The following is a 19,783-nucleotide window of genomic DNA, read 5'->3' as shown; positions in this document are numbered from 1 at the left end:
CCTACTCCGCCAGTCCGCGCAGGAGGTCGTTGATGCTGGTCTTGCTGCGGGTCTTGGCATCGACCTGCTTGACGATCACCGCGCAGTACAGCGAGTGCGAGCCATCGGCCGACGGCAGCTGGCCCGACACCACGACGCTGTACGGCGGAATGCGGCCGTAGCTGACCTCGCCGGTGGCGCGGTTGTAGATACGCGTGGACTGGCCGAGGAACACGCCCATGCCGATCACGCTGTGGTGGCCGACGATGACGCCCTCCACCACCTCCGAGCGCGCGCCGATGAAGCAGTGGTCCTCGATGATGGTCGGGGTGGCCTGCAGCGGCTCGAGCACGCCGCCGATGCCGGCGCCGCCCGAGAGGTGGCAGTGCTTGCCGATCTGCGCGCACGAACCGACCGTCGCCCAGGTGTCGACCATCGTGCCCTCTCCCACGTGCGCGCCGATGTTGACGAAGCTGGGCATCAGCACGACGTCGCGGCCGATGTGGCTGCCGCGGCGAACGATCGCGCCGGGCACCACGCGCGCGCCCAGCTTGCGGAAGGCGGCCTCGTCGAACTCGGCGAAGCGCGCCGGCACCTTGTCCCAGAACGGCGACGGGTAGGACTCCACCAGCTCCATGTCCTGCGTTCGGAAGTACAGCAGCACCGCCTTCTTCAGCCACTCGTTGACGGTCCAGCCGCCCTTGCCGTCTGGCTCGGCAACGCGGAACTCGCCGCTTTCCAGGCCTTCGATCGCGCGCTCGACCGCCGGGCGGGTCGAGCCTTCGACCTCGTCAGGCGTCAGCATCGAACGGCGCTCGAAGGCGCTGTCGATCAGGAACTTCAGCTCGTCGTGCGCCGCGGCCTTGGCGCTCTTGCGTGGAGCGGGCGCGGTCTTCGGCGCAGCGGCCTTGCCGCCATCGGTGCGCTTGGCCGGCACGGGCGCGGACTTCTTCTCAGGGGCCTTCTTCCTGGCGGCCGGCTTTCCTGCGGTCTTGCCCACGGCCTTGGTCGCCTTCTTCGCGACCGGCTTGCCGGTGGCGGTCGAACTGCTGGTCGTCTTGCCCGCGCTCTTGCCGGTGCCCTTGGTGGCGGGCTTTGCGCGCGCCGTCTTCTTGGCCGGCTTCCTGGAACTCATGCGCTTTCTCCTTCGAAACAATGCAGCAGTGCTTCGCGCAGCGCCTGCTGGTGGGCGTCGTCCAGCGGCAGGCCGCGGCCTTCCGGGTCGGACGTGGTGAGCTGGAACACGTCCTCGGCGCGCTCGCCGAACGTGGCGATGCGCGCGTCGTGCACGCGCAGCGACTGGTTGCGAAGCACCGCGGCGACCTCGGCCAGCAGGCCGGGGCGGTCGGTGCAGACGAAGCTGAGGGTGGTGCGACCGTCGCTGCCTTCGTCGAAGGCGACCTGCGGCGGGATGCGAAAATGTTTCAGGTGCCGCGGTTGCGTGCGGCGGGCCGGGCGGATGCGGTCCAGCGGCCCGTCGAGCGCGGCGGCCAGCTTGCGTTCCACTTCGTCGGCGGTCGGCGTATAGCGCGGGTCGGACGGAATCACTTCGAACGTATCGAAGATGGTGCCATCCGGCCCATCGAGCACGCGCGCCTGCAGGATCGCCAGGCCAAGCCGGTCGAGCTTGGCGACGATCGCGGCGAACAGCCCGTCGCGGTTGGGCGAGTACACGAACACTTCAAGCGCGCCCGCCTGCGCCGTGACCGGACGCGCCCGCACGCGGGTGTCGCCCGCGCCGATGCCGCGCAGCGCGACCGCCTGCCACGCCAGCTGGTCGGGACGACCGCGCTGGAAGCCGGCATCGGGCATCCGCGCGAACATTTCATCGATCGCGGCGTCGTCGTGGCCAAGCGCCGAAAGCATCGCGCGCGTAGTGTCGCGGATCTCGGCGATGCGCTCCTCCAGCGCGACCGGGTGTTCCAGCCCGCGCCGCATCGCCAGGCGCGTGGCCGTGTACAGGTCGGCCATCAGCCGGTCCTTCCACGCGTTCCACAGCTTGGGGGAGGTGCCGGCGATGTCCGCGCACGTCAGCAGGTAGAGGTGGTCGAGGTGCTCGCGGTCGGCGACCTTCGCGGCGAAGCGGTGGATCACCTCCGGCTCGGTGATGTCCTCCTTCTGCGCCGTGCGCGACATCAGCAGGTGCTGGCGCACCAGCCACTCGACCATCGCGGTATCCGGCGCGGACAGGCCGACGGTTTCGCAGAACTCGCGCGCGTCGTCGCCGCCAAGCTCGGAATGGTCGCCGCCGCGGCCCTTGGCGATGTCATGGAACAGGCCGGCGAGCAGGAGCAGTTCGGGCTTGCGCAGCCGCGGCCACACCTCGTGCGCCATCGCGAAGCGCTCGTCGCGCTGCCCCGAGGCGAACGACGCCAGGTTCTTCAGCACCGCCAGCGTGTGCTGGTCGACCGTGTAGACGTGGAACAGGTCGAACTGCATGCGCCCGGACACCCGCGCGAACGCCGGGATCCAGCGCCCCAGCACGCCCAGGCGGGCCATGCGGGTGAGCGTCTGCACCGGTTGCGGGCCGCGCAGCAGCTGCATGAACCGCTGGCGCAGCTCGGCGCTGGCCTGCTTGAAGCCCGGCAGCCGCGGCAGCGCCTCGGCCAGTTCGCGCGCGGTATGCGAGTGCAGCCCGCGCACGGCATCGGCATGCGCGGCCCATGTCGCGAACAGGTCGAACACATCCCCTAGGTCACGCGGCCACGCGTCCGACGAGGCGGCCAGGTAGCCGCGCCGCAGGTCGAAGCGCTCGTCGATCGGCTCGGGTTCGGCCTCGCCTTCCAGCTGCTCCTCAAAGCGCTGCAGCAGGCGCTCGCCGATGCGCAGCACGATGGCGGCGCTGCGGTAGAAGCCCTGCATCATCTGCTCGACCGCAAGCGTGTCGCCGGTGTCCTCGAAGCCCAGCCGCGCGGCCAGCGGCTTCTGGTAGTCGAAGCGCAGGCGCTCCTCGCGCTTGTCGGCCACCAGGTGCAGGCCGAAGCGAAGGCGCGACAGCGCGCGGCGCTCGCGCTCCAACGTTGTGACTTCGTCCGCGCCCAACTGCCCGAACGCCACCAGCGCTTCCAGGTCGGCGGTACCGATGATGCGCAGCGCCATCCAGTGCAGCGTCTGCACGTCGCGCAGGCCGCCGGGGCCTTCCTTCAGGTTGGGCTCGAGGTTGTCGGACGTGTCGCCGTAGCGGGCGTGGCGGTCGCGCAGCTCGCGGCGCTTGGCCTCGAAGAAGTCCTGCGGCGGCCACACCAACCGCGGCGAGGCGGCGGTCTGCAACTCGCGCCGCTCCAGTTCGTTGGCCGCCAGCGGCCGCGCTTCCAGCAGCGAGGTCAGGACGCTGATGTCCTCGCGCGAAGCCTCGGTGCACTGCTCAAGCGAACGGACCGCGTGCCCCACCGGCAGGCCGGCATCCCACAGGACGGCGAAGAACCGCGCCAGTGCATCGGCGCACGCGGTGGAGGCCTCGGGTTCGGCCAGCACCAGCAGGTCGACATCAGACTGCGGGAACAGTTCGCCGCGTCCGTAGCCGCCCACGGCGAAAAGCGCCAACTGCGCCTCCAGCGGGATGCAGCGCTGCCATGCGGCCTGCACGTGGGTATCGACCACGGCCGCGCGCTCGGCGACGAGGCGGTCGACTTCGGCCCCCTCGTCGAAACGTGCAGCAAAACCGGCATCGGCCTCGGCCAGCTGCTCGCGCACCTGCCCGGCCCAGGCGGAATCGTCAGGCCCGGGGTGCCGTTCCGCCCCGGGCTGCGCCGGAGTGGCGTCGCCGGCGCCGACCGCGCTCATAGGTCGTTGTCGTCGCCCGGCACGCGGGTGAGGATCTCCACGCCGTCGTCGGTCACCGCAACGGTGTGCTCCCACTGCGCGGACAACTTGCGGTCCTTGGTGACCACCGTCCAGCCGTCGGGCAGCAGCCGCGTGTGGCGTGCGCCCTCGTTGATCATCGGCTCGATGGTGAAGGTCATGCCCGGCTTCAGCACCACGCCCTCGCCCGCGCGGCCGTAGTGCAGGACCTGCGGCTCGTCGTGGTAGACCTTGCCGATGCCGTGGCCGCAGTACTCGCGCACGACGCTGAAGCGCTCGGACTCGGCGTACTGCTGGATCGCCGCGCCGACATCGCCGAGCGTGGCACCGGGGCGCACGACACGGATGCCGCGGAACATGGCCTCGCGCGTCACGTCCACCAGGCGCTTGGCCATCACCGACGGCGTGCCGACGAAATACATGCGGCTGGTGTCGCCGTGCCAGCCGTCCTTGATCACGGTGACGTCGATATTGACGATGTCGCCGTCCTTCAGGACCTTGGCCTCGTTCGGGATGCCGTGGCAGATGACGTTGTTGACCGAGGTGCAGACGGTCTTGGGGTATCCCTTGTAGCCGACGTTGGCCGGGATCGCCCCCTGCACGTTGACGATGTGGTCATGGCAGATGCGGTCCAGCTCCTCGGTCGTCACGCCAGGCTTCACGTGCGGGGCGACGACCTGCAGCACCTCGGCCGCCAGGCGGCCGGCGACGCGCATCTTCTCGATGTCCTCGGGGGTTTTGAGCGTAATTGGCATCCGCGCATTATCGCCGATGCGGCCGGGGGTGTGGGGTGGCGGGGCCCGGGCGATCGCGTGGCGGCGTTCCGGCCACGGATCTGCACGGTGGGCACGGAAGGGAAAACGGCCGGGCCGTTTCCTGCTGGCAGGCCATCGATCCCGTTGGTTCATTCCGCCCGCTGCAATCCTGAATGCAGTGAAGAAACTGCCGTCGCCCCTATCCGCGTTCATCCGGCAATCCGTGGCCAAACCGCGCAATCTGATTGCCCCGGGGCCCGCAACGGGCTAGAATCCCGCGGCTGCGCCGGCCCCGTGCCTGCCAGACCGCCCACGCCGGGCGTCACCGGCGAATACACACCTGCTGCAAACCCCCGTGCCGGGGTGTCCCGTCCCGCCCAGAGGCGACCGGGATCTGGCCACGGTGGCAGCAGGGAGGCCCAACCCCGGAACCCCGCCCCGGCACCCGTGCCGCGGCAGCCGCCTCACAACCCTGGCGGCCGGTTCCATTGCCTGGAGCTCTACCACGATGTCCCAGATCACCATGCGCCAGATGCTGGAGGCCGGTGTCCACTTCGGCCACCAGACCCGCTACTGGAACCCCAAGATGGGCCCGTACATCTTCGGCGCCCGCGGCAAGATCCACATCATCAACCTCGAGAAGACGGTTCCGCTGTTCAACGACGCGATGAACTTCATCTCGGGCATCGCCCAGAAGCGCGGCATGATCCTGTTCCTGGGCACCAAGCGCAGCGCGCGCGAGGCCGTGAAGGAAGAGGCCGAGCGTTGCGGCATGCCGTTCATGACCCAGCGTTGGCTGGGCGGCACGCTGACCAACTTCCGCACAGTGAAGCAGTCGGTCGCGCGCCTGAAGGAACTCGAAGCCGCCGAGACCGACGGCACCTTCCAGAAGCTGGTCAAGCACGAAGTGCTGAACCTGCGCCGTGAGCGCGACAAGCTGGAAGCCTCGCTGGGTGGCATCAAGGAAATGAACCGCCTGCCCGACGCGCTGTTCGTGATCGACATCGGCCACGAAGACATCGCGATCAAGGAAGCCAAGAAGCTCGGCATCCCGGTCGTGGCCGTGGTCGACACCAACTACGATCCGGAGCTGGTGGACTACGCGATCCCGGGCAACGACGACGCCATCCGCGCCGTGCAGCTGTACGCCCGCGCCGCCGCCGACGCCGTGCTGGAAGGCAAGGCCGCCGCCCCGACCCCGGGCAGCGTCCGCGAAGAGGACTTCGCCGAGTCCGGCGACGAGTCCGCCAAGGACAAGCCGGCCCGCCGCGCACCGGCCAAGAAGGCCGCCGCCAAGAAGGCCGACGAGCCGGCAACCGACGGCGAGGCAGCCGCTGCCGACACCAAGGCCGACGCGAAGACCGAAGCCAAGGCCGAGTAAGACCCGTGTCACGCGGCCGCGCCATGCTGCGCGGCCGCGTTCCAGCTCCTTTGTAGGAGCGACGTAAGTCGCGACCCGGAGTTTCGTCGGCGCCGGTGATTCGCGACTTACGTCGCTCCTACAACATCACGAACATCGAGGTAGATCCCCATGGCTGAAATCACCGCATCCCAGGTGAAGGAACTGCGCGAGCGCACCGGCGCCGGCATGATGGAGTGCAAGAAGGCGCTCACCGAGAACAACGGCGACATCGACGCCGCGGCCGAGTGGCTGCGCAAGTCGGGCCTGGCCAAGGCCGACAAGAAGGCGAGCCGCGTCGCCGCCGAAGGCCGCATCGTCGCCGCCCAGGCCGACGGCAAGGGCGTGCTGGTCGAGATCAACTCCGAGACCGACTTCGTCGCCAAGGACGAGAACTTCGTCGCCTTCACCGAGGCCGTCGCCAACGCCGCACTCGAAGCCGATGACATCGACGCGCTGAAGTCGACCAAGCTGGCCTCGGGCGAGACCGTCGAGGAGTCGCGTTCGGCTCTGATCGCCAAGGTCGGCGAGAACGTGCAGGTCCGCCGCATGGCCCGCATCGACAGCGCCAACACCATCGGCGCCTACGTGCACGGCGGCCGCATCGGCGTGCTGGTCGAGGTCAAGAACGGCAATGCCGACCTGGCCCGTGGCCTGGCGATGCACGTCGCGGCGATGAACCCGCCGTACATCTCGCCGGCGCACGTCCCCGCCGACTTCGTCGCCAAGGAAAAGGAAATCGCCCTGGCCCAGGTCAAGGACACCGGCAAGCCGGCCGACATCCTGGAGAAGATGATCTCCGGCAAGGTCGCCAAGACCGTCAACGAGCTGTGCCTGACCGGCCAGCCCTACGTGCTGGACACCAACCAGACCGTCGAGGCCGCGCTGAAGGCCGCCGGCGCAGAGGTGCTGCAGTTCGTACGCCTGGCCGTCGGCGAAGGCATCGAGAAGCAGGCCGACGACTTCCACGCCGAAGTCATGAAGCAGGCTGGTCTGGCGTAAGCCATCGCGCCATAGCAGTAACGAAGAAGGCCGCGGATCTCCGCGGCCTTTTTTGTGCGCTTCGATCTGCAGCCGTGCAGCTGGCGCCACCCTCCATGTAGGAGCGGCTTCAGCCGCGACCCGGACGCACTCGCGCAGCGGCCGTCCAGCCAGTCCGTCCTGCACGATGAGTTCTGCCGGATCGACGTGGTCGCAATGCGCACCCCTGGACCATCCCCACCCGCCTGTATCCCTGCACGGGAACGATTCGACAGGAAGAGGCCCCAGCGGAGATCGACCGCCCTACAGATCGGCACCTGAAGGAGCGACGCGCATGTTGCTCGCTTACTTGCGTGATCCTCCCGGTCGCGACTTACGTCGCTTCCACAGGATCGCGGCTGAAGCCGCTCCTACACGGCGCGCCCGGTGCCCCCCTTGCAATGGCATCAAAAAAAAAAAAGCTCCCGGCGCAGCGGACCCCGAAGTTCCGCGTGCGCCAGGAGCTGACCGTCCCTGGTCGGTGGCGCCCATCCCTGGCGCCACCCCGGGCGAATGCTTCCGCCCGACCCCTGTTACGCGGGGTGCGTCAGAACCCTTCCCCGATCAGAACTGCACCGAGAAGCGGGCGTTGAGGCCGTGGTCGCGCGCCTCGTCGGCGTACTGGCCGCTGTAGGTCAACTCGAACAGGCTGGCCTCGCTGGTGCGGGCACCGAAGCCGAGCTCGGCCACGGTCGCGCTGTCGGCCAGCGGTGCACCGCGGACCACGAAGGCATCACCGCCAGACCAGGCCACCGTCGCCGCCGGCGACAGGTCGCCGCTGGCATCGCGGTAGCCCAGGCCGCCGCGCAGGCTCAGCCAGCTCTCGTCCTGCCGGGCACCCTTGAGGTTGACGTTGAAACGCACGCCGGCGGTGGCCAGGCCAACGTCGCCATCCGCACTCTCGCCGCTCAGCGCCGTCACGCCGCCCTCTTCCTGGAAGCCGTCGGTGTCGTAGGACACATGGGCGTACTGCAGGTAGGGCTCGATCTCCCACGCACTGGCGGCGAACCGGTAGCCGGCCTCGACGAACGCCTGGTTGGACTGGGCGTCGTACTCGACATGCGTCTGGTCCTGCACGCCGGGGAAGGCGACCGTCCGCTGCACGTCGACTTCGCTCTGCGCGTGCGTCACGCCCAGGCGCAGGCCGAGTCCGCCCCACGCCTGGCCGGCGTAGAGACCGACGTGGCGACCGGTGATGTCGCCCTCGCTGCCACGGCCGTCCACGGCCATGTCGTTGCGATCCATGCCGCCCATGACGCCCAGGCGCCAGCCGTTGGCGAAGCGGTGGTCGACGCCCAGCAGCGTGGCGCTGCCGCTGTAGTCGACGCGACCGGCATTGCCGTCGGACTGCAGGGCACCGCCGCTGCGGAGCACTTCGATCCACGCTGCCGAGCCGGCCTCGCCTGCCGCCATCGGCGCGAACGCACCGGTGCCGGCCTGCGCGCGGGCCAAGGCGGCCTCGCGGACGTGGCGCTGAGTGTCCACCAGCACCGACCGGGCGCTGGCATGCAGCTCGCCGCTCAGGCTGTCCAGCGCCGGCAGTGCCTGCTCCGGGAACAGCTGCGTCAGGCGCTGCGCCAGCACGTGGTCCATGGCCAGCGCATCGGCAGACGCACCGACCGCGCGCTGGTTGGCGGTGACCGCAGCCTCGGCCAGTGCCATGCCGCGCACCACGTCCAACGCAACGCTGTTGGAACCGTAGCTCAGGTTGAAGTCGAGGAACGGCGTGATGGACGAGGCATCGATCGTGCCGAATTGGCCGCTTACGCCGCCGTCGGCGGAAAGGAACTCGTAGTACTGGCCCAGCAGGTACTCGCCCGGCGCCTGCTCGATCTGCAGCGTGCCGCCTTCGAGCGTCGCGGTCCCGGTCGCATGGATGCTGTCGGACGCATCCGGCGGTGCGATTTCCAGTTCGTACGTCGACGTGGACGACAGCACCAGGTCGCCATCGATGGTCAACGTACCCAGCGACGTGCCGGGTGCAATGACGCCATCAACCGTCGTATCGCCCAGCGTGCCGTTGCCGAGCAGCCGGCCGTCCACGCCGACATACGTGCTGCCACCGACCTGCTGGCCCTCGATCAGCGCCGAGCCGTCGCTGACGGCCAGGTCGGTGTCGACCAGCGATCCGTTGAGGATCAGCACGCCTCCGTCCACATCGACATTGCCGGCCAGCGCATTCTCGCCGTCCAGCTCGAGGATGCCCTCGGCCACGGTGGCACCGTTGAAGGTGTTGTCGCCGCTCAGGCGGAGCCAGCCGATGCCCGACTTGGTCAGGCGGCCCGGGCCGCCGATGTCGTTGGTCCAGTCGTCCCACGCCAGGCCTTCCCAGACCTTGGTGCCACCGGCGCGCTGGTTCATCACCACGTCGGTGTCGACACGGAACTGGCCGTAGCCCTCGATGGCCTTCTCCAGGTCCATCAGGCCCCAGCCGTAGATCGCGTCCACGCCCTCCGCGCCCAGGTCGCGTGCGGTGGTCAACAGCACGTCGCGGATCTGCGGGTTGTCCAGGTAGGGATAGCGCTCCATCAGCAGCGCAAGGGCGCCGGTGACGTGCGGGGCGGCCATGGACGTACCGGTCAGGTCGCCGTGCCCATACTCCGGATCCTGCGAGGTGATATCCAGGCCGACGACATTGCCGTTCTCGTCATAGACCACTTCGCCGTCGATCTCGCCGCCGATGACCGTCGAGGTGATGTCGGTACCCGGCGCCGCCAGGCACCAGTCCATCGACAGGCCGCAGGTGCTGGAGCTGCCGTCGATTTCACCGGTCTGGTTGATGTTTACGACGCTGAGCCAGTACTTCTCGGCCTCCGGCACCCAGCGCGGCAGGGTCGCGTAGAGGCCGGCGATGTTGCCCGACGCATTGCCGGCGGCCCACACCTGGATCATCCCGTCGCGCGTGCCGGCGTCGGTGAAGATCGACAGGTACTCGGCGACGCCCGGGGCGTTGTACAGCCAGTCCATGTCCTCGGCCGTGGTCGGCTCCTGGGACAGGCCCCAGCTGTGGTTGATAGCGCGCACGCCCTGCGCGGCCATTTGGGAGAACACATCCGCGAACGCGGCATCGCCGGGGCCGATGGAGTACGACTCTCCGCCGAAACCGAGCAGCGCGTCCAGGTCCATGTAGCTGTTGGAGAACATCCGCGCGGAGGTGATGTCTGCACCGAACGCAACGCCGTGGGTGCCCGAGCCGTTGCGGTTCGCGGCGATGCTGCCGGCCACGTGGGTGCCGTGTGTGTTGTAGGCGAAGCCCGCCCACGACTCGAGGATCTCGCCGGCTTCCGGGATCAGGTAGCCGATGTCGATGAGGAACTGCACGAAGGCGCGGTCGTCGTCGGTGTAGTGGAAGTAGTCGACACCCGCCTGGTCACCATCGGCCGCATAGCACGCGCCCGGGCCGTTGAAGACTTCGGTCTCGCACCCGGGATCGGCCATGCGGATCGCACGATGGTCGCCGTCGGCGAAATCGCCGTGCGCGAGTGCCGAGCCACCGTCCAGCACGCCTACGCGCACCCCGCGACCGGTCAGCCCGCGCGCATACGCATGGTGCGCGCCGATGGCCTCCAGGCCCCAATCGGCCTTGAATTCGTCGGTCTTCCAGCTGTCGGCGTCGCCAACCTGACCCTGCTCGTCGTACTGCGGTGCCTGCTGCGCCACCGCCACGCCCATGCTGCCCAGCAGCAGTGCGCCGACGATCGCCTTGGACAGGACGGAACGGACCTGGCCACGCGAACCGCCGCGGCGAACTGCTGAACCCTTCTGCTTGCGCTGCATCTAGACCTTTCTCCCCTGGATCGAACATGGCGCCGGCAGGTATGCCGGCGGCGGTGTCGGCCCGCGCGTGGCGCAGGCATCGGGAGCGGTAACGCAGGTGCAACGCCACCCCCCTACCCTCTCCCGTTTTTTTTCGGGAACCGGCGGAGGGCGTCGGATCAGAAGTCGCGGCTCAGGCTCAGCAGGTAGAAGCGGCCACGCGGGTCGTCCAGGGCGATGTCGTAGCCGCCGCGGTCGACGTCGTAATTCACCGGGGCCCGGTCGGTCAGGTCACGCATGTTCAGCGCGACACGCCAGTGCGGCCAGCTGTACGCCACGTCGAGGTCGAAGCTCGTCCAGCCCGGCGTTCGGCAGCGGCCGGCCTCGCGGTTGAGGCGCGGGCACCCGTCGACGGGCCCGCCCGCTTTCACCGGCCCGAGCGCGCGCGCGGACAGCGTCGCCTGCCACCCGGACCGGCGCCACTGGACGTAGCCGAGCGCACTGCGGTCGGGTGTCTGGTATCCGGCGAACTCCTGCCGCGGCGCCCCCGGCACGGCCTGGCGCTCGAGACGATCAAGGTAATGCCCGGCCAGCCGGACCGTGTAGCGCCCCAGCTGCGCCGTATCCCAGGAGCCCTGCAGGTCCAGTTCCCAGCCGCGGACGTCGGTCAGGCCCACGTTGGCGAAATAGGCATCGATGCCGATCAGCTCGCCGTTCTCGTCGCGCACCAGCGACAAGGGGAATGCCCCCGGATCATCGGTTGCGCTGCCGGGCAGGATCTCGTTGCTGCGACGGATGCGGAAGTGGTCGAGGCTGGCACTGAAATTCGCGGCCGGCGCCCAGACCAGTCCGACGGTATGGCTGCGCGATGTTTCCGGGCGCAGATCGGGGTTCTCGCGCGCACTGCGTCCGATGAGGCAGTAGCGCTCGTCCGGACCGAACGCGAACACGTAGGCACACGGCGCCAGCCCCGGGGTCTCGGGCACCAGGTCCAGCTCGTCGACCACGCTGGGCCGGCGCGTCTCGAACAGCGAGGGCGCGCGGTAGCCGGTCGCGCCGCTCGCGCGCAGGGTGAGTCCGTCCAACGGGCTCCATTTCAGGCCAACCTTGGGCGACCAGCGCCGCCCGTATCCCTCGCGCTGGTCCACGCGCGCGGCCAGGTCCACCTGCAATCGGGTCGATACCGGCAGGTTCACCTCTGCGTACAGCCCGGCACCGCGCTGCTGGCTGTCGACGGGCACCTTCTGCGGGCCGAGCGCGATGTCGTGCTCGACCATCAGCGGGTCCGGGCGGTGCTCCAGCACGTCGCGCAGCAGCTCCAGTCCGGCGGCGATCCGCGCCTGCCCACCCGGCAGCGCGAACCACGGGCCGTGCAGGTCGACCCCGAACTGCTGCAGCGTGGCTTCGCCCCGGGTGGACAGCGGAGGCGACAGCGCGCTGAGCAGTTCCGGTGGATTGGGCGTGCCATCGAAGCGGTAGCCGCCTTCGTCGGTCACGCGGTCGAACTGTGTGTACTGCACCAGTCCGTCGATGCGTGCATCGACCCGGTTGTGGTGGTGCGACAGCGCCGCGCTCCACCCCCACGCCCCACGCCAACCCGACAGCGCAACGGTGCCGTCGAGCGTGCGGGTGTCGCTGTGGCTGCGAACCGGGCCGATGTCGAAGAACGCGTAATCCAGGTCGGTGTCGGGCCGGTAGTCGGGATGTCCTTCGGGGATCGCGATGCGCGCATGGAAAGGCGCGTTGGTCAGGGACTGGTCCGCGGCGCCTGCGCGCAGGTCCACGGTGAGGTCGACGCCGTCCGCCAATGGCTGCCCCAGGTGCCCGTAAGCGGACCAGCGCCGACTGGACGGCTGCAGGCTGGTGAAGCGTGGGATGTCGAGCAGGCACTCGCCGGCCACGTCCGCGGGTGCGTGCGCGCACTGGCGGTTGAGCAGGTTGAGGTCGTAGTCGCGGTAACCCAGCGGGATGCGGCGGTCGCCCAGGCCATGCCGCCTGTGATCCATCGTGCGCCACGCCCGGGCGCTGCCCAGCAGTTCGTCGCGGTGCAATGCATCCACGCCCAGCAACACTTCTCCACCTTCTGCAGTTTCCATGCCGTGGCTGTAGGACAACCGCGACTCGGCGGCATCACCGCGGCTGGACACACCGTGGCGGGCCACGCCCTCACCCCCGTCCTGTCGCTTGCGCAGGATGATGTTGACCACGCCCGCCATCGCATCGGCGCCGTAGATGGCCGATGCGCCGCCGCGCAGGATCTCCACCCGCTCGACGATGGTCAGCGGGATCGCATCCAGATCCGCCAGGCCGCCCAGTTCCGAGGAGATCAATCCGTAGTTGGCGACGCGCCGGCCGTCGACCAGGAACAGCGTCGCACGCGGCCCCAGCGCGTTGAGGCTGGTCGTGGCGGCGGCCGCAAACGGCTGCTGGATGCCGGCACCGCCATCGGATGCGACCGCGACCGGGTGGTGGCCGAGCATGCCCGGTTGCGCGCGCAGCAGTTCGAACAGCGTCTGATGGCCGCTGGCCTCGATCTCGCTACGGCTGATCAGCGTCACCGGCGATGGCGTCACCGCGCCGATGTCGCTGCGCGGAATATGGGTACCGGTCACGTACACCGTGGGAATCGGCGCCGGCATGCGCGTCGGCCGTGCCGCGCGTGCCGTGGCCGCGGGCGCGGGCGCGGCCGGTGCCGGCGCGCGCGCACTCAATACGTAGGTGTTGCCGTTGACCGCTTCGACGCGAAGGCCGGCCGCACCGGCCAACCGTCGCAGCGCTGCCGCCGGCGTCAGCTTTTCCCGCAATGGCGCCGCGCGCCGACCCTCGACCAGTTCGGGGCGGTACAGCAGCTGCAGGCCGGCCTGGGTGGCCAGGCGCTCGAGCGCCAGCCCGAGCTCACCACCGGGGATATCGAACGCGACCCGCCCCGCCGGCGTGCGGCCGCCATCCCCCGCACCCAGGGCGGGCATCGGAGTGGTCAAGCCGGTAACGCAGAGCACACCGGAAATGGCGAGCGCGAAACGGGTCCAGGCCATTAACCGGGGGCGCGGGACAAACGGCCCCGCACCTTACGAGAGCCCCCATCGCCGCGCAACGATGAACGCGCCGCGCCGCGTCGGACGGACTACCCCGCCGGCGGCTCCAGGACGATGTCGCCGCCTTCGACCTCGCGCGCGCGCAGTGCCCAGCCCTGCTCCAGCGCCGCCACCAGTGCCGCCTGGTCGTGCATGTGGAACACGCCGCTGACGCGGATCTCGCCCAGCGCCGGGTCGGCCAGCCGCACCCGCGTATCGGAATAGCGGTTCATCTCCTCAAGCAGGCTGGCCAGGGGCCGCTGCTGGAAGACCAGTTCGCCCTTCGGCCATCCGGCCGCCGCAACCGTGTCCAGCGGCGCGGCCATGCCGACGTCGCCGGCGGCCTCCACCTCTATCTGCTGCCCGGGGGCGAGGGTCACCGTCTCGCGGCCAGCGCCATCGACCATGACCACGCCGTCGAGCAGCGCGACCTGGACGGCGTCGCCGCGCCGCACGACCTGGAAGGTCGTGCCGATGTCGCGTACCACGCCCGGCCCCGCCTCCACGCGGAACGGGCGCGCGGGGTCACGACCGACCTCGAACTGCACCCGCCCGCGCTCGACCACCACGGCCCGTGCGTCGGCATCGAAGCGCGCCTCCACGCGGGTGTCGGTGTCGAGCGTCATGCGGGTGCCGTCGTCGAGCACCACCGTGCGCTGTTCGCCCACCCCGGTCACGTGCGCGACCCCGGCGACCGGCACGGGCACGGGCCGCAGCCCCCACCAGGCGGCACCGGCGGCGATCGCGAGGGTGGCTGCAATGGCCGGCAGCGTGCGCAGCAGGCGCGGGCGGTGCGACGACACCGCGCTGCGACGCGCGCGGCGGGCGGCGGCGCGCAGCAGGTCGTCGCCCGCCAGCGCCGCGGCATCGGCGTGGAGCCGCTCCATTTCGAGGTACGCGGCAAGGTGGGCCGGGGACTGGGCCAGCCAGTCCTCGAACGCGGCACGATCGGCCGGCTCGCATGCGGGCGACTCCAGCCGGGCCACCCAGTGCGCGGCTTCGTTCGCGATCCCGTCGGACGCGGAGGTGTGGTTCATCGCTCGCCTCCAGGGCGTTCCTGCTGCGCCAGGCGCTCGCGTAGGTCACGCAGCGCCCGACCGATGTGCTTTTCGACCGCCTTGACGGAAATACCGCAGTGGCGGGCGATCTCGGTGTAACTCATGCCTTCGATCCGGTTGAGCAGGTAGACCTCGCGGCACCGCTCGGGCAGCTGCAGGATGGCGGCCCGCACCAGGACGAGGGCCTGCTGGGATTCCACGCGCTCTTCGTGCGCCGGCTCGTCCGACGCCATCGCATCGTGGTCGGCGTCCAGGCTCACGTGCATTGGCGCCCCACGGCTGCGGTCGCGGCGGGCGCGGTCCAGCAGTACGTTGGTGGCGACCCGGTACATCAATGCCTTGAGCTGGTCGCGTGGGTAGGCGCGGTAACGCAACATCCGCACGAACGCCTCCTGCGCGATGTCCTTGGCGTCCTCCTCCTGCACCCGCCTGCACAGGTAGCCGACCAGCACCGGGCGCTGGGCCTGCAGGAAGGCCTCGAACCCATCGCCACCCGCGGCGTCGGCGCACGGCGGCGTCATACGCGCGACCCGGCGGCCTTGCAGCTCGGTCGTGGAACGCGAACGGACAGCGGCACGCGGGTCGACAACAGGCACTCCAGGGTCAGGCAACACATCAGACAGCGGCACGACATGCAGCGCGCGGCTCATGGCGACAACCACCGGCACGACGGCCCCACGCGAGCCGCCATCACCCATGCCACCCCATGCGCGGCGTCCCGGGCCGGCCGGGGCGTGTTGTAGCACGCACTCCGGTGCCCGACGCTTCCGGACAGCGGCCACGCCTTCACATGTATCGGCGGCAGGCCCGGATCCATGAGCGGCGCGATCGCATCCATGTCCAGTGGAACGCAACTCGTGGCATCCCCCCTACCTCGGCTAGAATTCCGGGGTTTGCCAACGCCAGAGAATCGCCCCATGTCCCAGCTCGCCTACCGCCGCGTCCTGTTGAAGCTGTCCGGCGAGGCATTGATGGGGGATGAGGACTACGGCATCGACCCCAAGGTGATCGAGCGCCTTGCGCGCGAGGTGATCGAGGCACAGCACGCCGGCGCGGAGATCGCACTGGTGGTGGGCGGCGGCAACATCTTCCGCGGCGCGGGCCTGGCCGCCGGCGGCATGGACCGCGTCACCGGCGACCACATGGGCATGCTCGCCACCGTGATCAACGCGCTGGCGATGCAGGACGCGCTGGAGAAGCTGGGCGGCAAGGCCCGGGTGATGAGTGCGATCAAGATCAACGACGTGTGCGAGGACTACATCCGCCGCCGCGCCATCCGCCACCTGGAGAAGGGCCGGCTGGTGGTATTCGCCGCCGGCACCGGCAACCCGTTCTTCACCACCGACTCGGGCGCCGCGCTGCGGGCGATCGAGATCGGGGCCGACCTGTTGCTGAAGGCCACCAAGGTCGACGGCGTCTACGACCGGGACCCGAAGAAGCATGGCGACGCCTCGCGATTCGACCGCCTGACGTACGACCAGGTCATCGCCCGCGACCTGCAGGTGATGGACACGGCCGCATTCGCGCTGTGCCGGGACGCCGACCTGCCGCTGCGGATCTTCGACATGGCCCAGCCCGGCACGCTGTTGCGGATCCTGCGCGGCGAAGACGTCGGCACCCTGGTCAAGGGACGCGACGCGGGCCGCTAGCCGGGGACGGCCTGCCCAGCCGGAAGAGGATCGACACGCTTCGCCTTGTCGCGCCCGGCAGGCACACTGGACCGATGCACGGTCACCACACCCACCACGACCACGCTCACGGTCACGACCATGGCACGCGCGCGTTCGCGGCCGTGACGCTGGTCAACCTCGCCTACACCGCGATCGAGGCCGGCTACGGATTCGCAACTGGCTCGCTGGCCCTGCTTACCGATGCGCTGCACAACCTGGGCGACGTGCTCGGACTGGCGCTGGCGTGGGCGGCCGCGGTCCTGGCGCGGCGCCCGGCCAGCGAGCGCCATACCTACGGCTGGCGCCGTGCGACGCTGCTGTCACCGCTGGCCAATGCGCTGCTGCTGGTGGGGTTCTCGGGCGCATTGGGCTGGGAGGCGGTCCGCCGCATCGACGCACCGCCCGAGATCCCCGCGCTGCCGGTGGTGGTGGTCGCGGCGCTGGGCATCGTCGTCAACCTCGGCGCCGCCTGGCTGGTGCGCGGCGGTGATGCGCACGACCTCAACCGACGCGGCGCCTTCCTGCACCTGATGGCCGACGCCGCGGTGTCGGCGGCGGCGGTCGCGGCGGGCCTGGGCATGTGGTGGCTGGGTTGGGCGTGGCTGGACCCGGCCGTGGCGCTGCTGATCGGTGCGGTCGTCGCGTGGAGCGCGTTCGGCCTGCTGCGCGAAAGCCTGGCCGCCACCATGGACGCGGTTCCGCGCGGCATCGACCCGGTACAGGTGCGTGCATTCCTCGCCGCGCAGCCCGGCGTGGACGCGGTCCACCACGTGCATATCTGGTCGCTGGGCGCGGGCGAGATCGCGCTGACCGCGCACGTGGTGCGCCATTGCGACACCGGGCACGATGCGTTCATCGCGCAGACCGTGGGCGAGCTCGGCCAGCGGTTCCGCATCACCCACCCGACGCTCCAGGTCGAGCACGGCGACGGATGCAGGGACGCAACGGCGCACTGAGGCGGCGGTGGTCGGGGTCACGGCGGCCGGCCCCGGCCCCTGATGCCGGATCCCGAGTCTCCTAGCCCGCCGGCTATAATCCCGCGATTACCGTCATTGGACCGGAGCCGGCGATGCTCAACGAGATCAAGAAAGATGCCCAGACGCGCATGGCCAAGAGCGTCGAGGCGTTCCGCCACGACCTGACCAAGGTCCGCACCGGCCGCGCCTCCACCGCGCTGGTCGAGCACCTGAAGGTGAACTACTACGGCTCGGACATGCCGCTGTCGCAGGTCGCCAGCGTTGCGGTCACCGACGCGCGTTCGCTCACGATCACTCCGTGGGAGAAGCAGATGGTCTCCGCGGTCGAGAAGGCGATCCTGGCCTCCGACCTGGGCCTGACGCCCAATACCGCCGGCACGGTGATCCGCATCAACCTGCCCGCCCTCACGGAGGAGCGCCGCAAGGAACTGTCCAAGCACGTGCACGCCGGTGGCGAGGACGCGAAGGTCGCCATCCGCAACATCCGCCGCGACGCCAACCACCAGGTGAAGGAGCTGCTGAAGGACAAGCAGATCACCGAAGACGACGTGCGCCGCACCGAGGACGAGATCCAGAAGCTGACGGACTCGGCCATCAAGGACGTGGACGAGGTGGTCAAGGCCAAGGAGCAGGAACTGCTGGCGGTCTGAGGGGTCCGACACGCCTCATGCCCACCCCGGATCCGTCATCGCCTGCGCCTGCGGGCGCCGAACCCCGCATCCCGTGCCATGTCGCCGTCATCATGGACGGCAACGGACGCTGGGCGGAGCGTCGCCGTCGCCCGCGCGCCGTCGGCCACCGTGCCGGTGCACGCGCGGTCAACACCTGCATCGATTTCTGCCTTGAGCGCGGCATCGGCGCCCTGACCCTGTTCGCCTTCTCCAGCGAGAACTGGGGCCGGCCGGAAGACGAGGTCGGTGCGCTGATGAAGCTGTTCCTCAATGCGCTTGACCGCGAGGTGGAGGAACTGCACCGCCGAGGCGTGCGCGTGCGCTTCATCGGCCAGCGCGATCGCTTCGGCCCCGCCCTGGTACAGCGGATGGCGGCGGCCGAAACCACGACCCGCGACAACACCCGCCTGAACCTGACCATCGCCGCCAGCTACGGCGGCCAGTGGGACATCGCCCAGGCGGCCCGTTCGCTGGCGCGTGACGTGGCGGCCGGCCGGCTCGACCCCGATGCCATCGACGAAGCGATGCTGGGTTCGCGGGTGTGCCTGGCCGACCTGCCGCCGCCCGACCTGTTCATCCGCACCGGCGGCGAGCAACGCATCAGCAATTTCCTGCTGTGGCAGCTGGCCTACACCGAACTGTGGTTCACCGATGCCTTGTGGCCCGAGCTCGATGCGGCCACCCTGCAGCGCGCGCTGGACGACTTCGCCTCGCGCGAGCGCCGCTACGGCCTGACCGGCGCACAGGTGGCCGGCCGACCCCAAGAGACTTCCGAATGACCCGAACCCGCGTCCTCGCCGCCCTGATCATGGCCCCGGCGGCCATCCTCGGCATCCTGTTCCTGCCCACCGAATGGATGGTGATGCTGGCCGCGCTGCTGTTCCTGGCCGGCCTGTGGGAGTGGCTGGAGCTGGCCGAGATCGAGGACACGCTGGCGCGCACGGTGCTGCTGGTCGCCAACCTCGCGATGATGGTGGCGATCGTGTGGGGCTCGCGCGGGCCGTCGGGCTTCAGCCTCGTGCTGCTGCAGGTGGCCACGCTCATCGGCGTGGTGTGGTGGCTGGTGGCGCTGCTGTGGCTGGGCCGCCCGCGCTTCGCCAGCGACCACGACACCCACGCACGCGTGTTCAAGCTGGCCGCCGGCACGCTGGCGGTGGTGCCGGCCTGGTGCGCGCTGGCATGGATCCACGCCGAGGTGCCCGACGGCCACTACTGGCTGCTGGCCGCGCTGGGCGTGGTCTGGGCCGCCGACACCGGCGCCTACTTCACCGGCCGCAAGCTGGGTCGCCGCAAGCTGGCGCCCAACATCAGCCCCAACAAGACGATCGAAGGCATGGCCGGTGGCGTCATCGCCGGTGTCATCACCGGCACGCTCGTCGGGCTGCTCGCCGGAGCGGAGCCGCATGAACTGGGCTGGGTCGCGCTGGTTTCCATGGTCGCGGCGCTGGCCTCGGTCATCGGCGACCTGTTCGAAAGCCTGCTCAAGCGGCATGCCGGGGTGAAGGATTCGGGCCACCTGATCCCGGGCCACGGCGGCATCCTCGACCGCATCGATGGCGTGCTGGCCGCGCTGCCGGTGTTCGCGCTCGGCAAGGCCGTCGCGGGTTTCTGATGCCGCAGGCC

Annotated in this window: 14 protein-coding genes; 7 read left to right on the top strand and 7 right to left on the bottom strand. The window is 69.8% G+C overall.

The window, feature by feature from the left end:
* Position 1 precedes the first annotated feature (1 nt).
* Genes dapD through map form a run of 3 tightly spaced genes read right to left on the bottom strand, consistent with a single transcriptional unit; the run spans position 2 to position 4,535 of the window.
* The gene (dapD, locus tag K6753_RS09295) at positions 2-1,114 is read right to left on the bottom strand and encodes a 2,3,4,5-tetrahydropyridine-2,6-dicarboxylate N-succinyltransferase (protein ID WP_223676183.1); all 1,113 of its coding nucleotides are present in this window, start codon (positions 1,112-1,114) and stop codon (positions 2-4) included.
* On the bottom strand, positions 1,111-3,762 hold the full coding sequence (gene glnD / locus K6753_RS09290; protein WP_223676182.1) for a [protein-PII] uridylyltransferase: 2,652 nt from the start codon (positions 3,760-3,762) through the stop codon (positions 1,111-1,113). The genes dapD and glnD overlap by 4 nt, the downstream gene beginning before the upstream one ends.
* A complete protein-coding gene (gene map / locus K6753_RS09285) occupies positions 3,759-4,535 on the bottom strand; it encodes a type I methionyl aminopeptidase (RefSeq protein WP_223676181.1) in 777 nt (258 codons plus the stop codon). Before map ends, glnD begins: the two co-directional genes overlap by 4 nt.
* A 508-nt stretch (positions 4,536-5,043) precedes the next feature.
* On the opposite strand from map, the gene rpsB reads away from it, so the two are divergent.
* Both rpsB and tsf read left to right on the top strand, forming a co-directional pair.
* Positions 5,044-5,916, top strand: coding sequence for a 30S ribosomal protein S2 (rpsB, locus tag K6753_RS09280; RefSeq protein WP_223676180.1), 873 nt, complete (start codon positions 5,044-5,046; stop codon positions 5,914-5,916).
* A 150-nt stretch (positions 5,917-6,066) separates the two neighbouring features.
* Positions 6,067-6,936 carry a translation elongation factor Ts gene (gene tsf / locus K6753_RS09275; RefSeq protein ID WP_223676179.1) on the top strand — a complete coding sequence of 290 codons (870 nt, stop codon included), beginning with the start codon at positions 6,067-6,069 and terminating at the stop codon, positions 6,934-6,936.
* Positions 6,937-7,518: 582 nt separating this feature from the next.
* Here the strand turns inward: tsf and K6753_RS09270 are convergent.
* The 4 genes from K6753_RS09270 to K6753_RS09255 form a co-directional block, all read right to left on the bottom strand.
* A complete protein-coding gene (locus K6753_RS09270; protein ID WP_223676178.1) occupies positions 7,519-10,731 on the bottom strand; it encodes an autotransporter domain-containing protein in 3,213 nt (1,070 codons plus the stop codon).
* Between the two features lie 158 nt (positions 10,732-10,889).
* Positions 10,890-13,679: a TonB-dependent receptor plug domain-containing protein gene (locus tag K6753_RS09265; protein WP_223676177.1), complete on the bottom strand. Its 2,790-nt coding sequence runs from the start codon at positions 13,677-13,679 to the stop codon at positions 10,890-10,892.
* A gap of 155 nt (positions 13,680-13,834) precedes the next feature.
* Complete coding sequence (locus K6753_RS09260) at positions 13,835-14,821, bottom strand: FecR family protein (protein WP_223676176.1); 987 nt, start codon at positions 14,819-14,821, stop codon at positions 13,835-13,837.
* Positions 14,818-15,492: an RNA polymerase sigma factor gene (locus K6753_RS09255; protein ID WP_319936663.1), complete on the bottom strand. Its 675-nt coding sequence runs from the start codon at positions 15,490-15,492 to the stop codon at positions 14,818-14,820. Before K6753_RS09255 ends, K6753_RS09260 begins: the two co-directional genes overlap by 4 nt.
* A 267-nt stretch (positions 15,493-15,759) precedes the next feature.
* On the opposite strand from K6753_RS09255, the gene pyrH reads away from it, so the two are divergent.
* The 5 genes from pyrH (at position 15,760) to K6753_RS09230 (ending at position 19,772) form a co-directional block, all read left to right on the top strand.
* Positions 15,760-16,491, top strand: coding sequence for a UMP kinase (pyrH, locus tag K6753_RS09250; protein ID WP_223676175.1), 732 nt, complete (start codon positions 15,760-15,762; stop codon positions 16,489-16,491).
* Between the two features lie 74 nt (positions 16,492-16,565).
* Positions 16,566-17,468, top strand: coding sequence for a cation diffusion facilitator family transporter (locus K6753_RS09245; RefSeq protein WP_223676174.1), 903 nt, complete (start codon positions 16,566-16,568; stop codon positions 17,466-17,468).
* A gap of 113 nt (positions 17,469-17,581) precedes the next feature.
* The gene (gene frr / locus K6753_RS09240) at positions 17,582-18,139 is read left to right on the top strand and encodes a ribosome recycling factor (protein ID WP_223676173.1); all 558 of its coding nucleotides are present in this window, start codon (positions 17,582-17,584) and stop codon (positions 18,137-18,139) included.
* Between the two features lie 17 nt (positions 18,140-18,156).
* Complete coding sequence (gene uppS / locus K6753_RS09235) at positions 18,157-18,939, top strand: polyprenyl diphosphate synthase (RefSeq protein ID WP_223676172.1); 783 nt, start codon at positions 18,157-18,159, stop codon at positions 18,937-18,939.
* Positions 18,936-19,772 (top strand): phosphatidate cytidylyltransferase, encoded by an 837-nt coding sequence (locus K6753_RS09230; RefSeq protein WP_223676171.1) that lies wholly within the window; start codon positions 18,936-18,938, stop codon positions 19,770-19,772. Before uppS ends, K6753_RS09230 begins: the two co-directional genes overlap by 4 nt.
* Positions 19,773-19,783 lie beyond the last annotated feature (11 nt).

Source organism: Novilysobacter selenitireducens (assembly GCF_020026895.1).
Lineage (GTDB): Bacteria > Pseudomonadota > Gammaproteobacteria > Xanthomonadales > Xanthomonadaceae > Lysobacter_C > Lysobacter_C selenitireducens.
The sequence above is the reverse complement of the archived record's forward strand: the minus strand, read 5'-3'. Positions and strand labels throughout refer to the sequence as shown.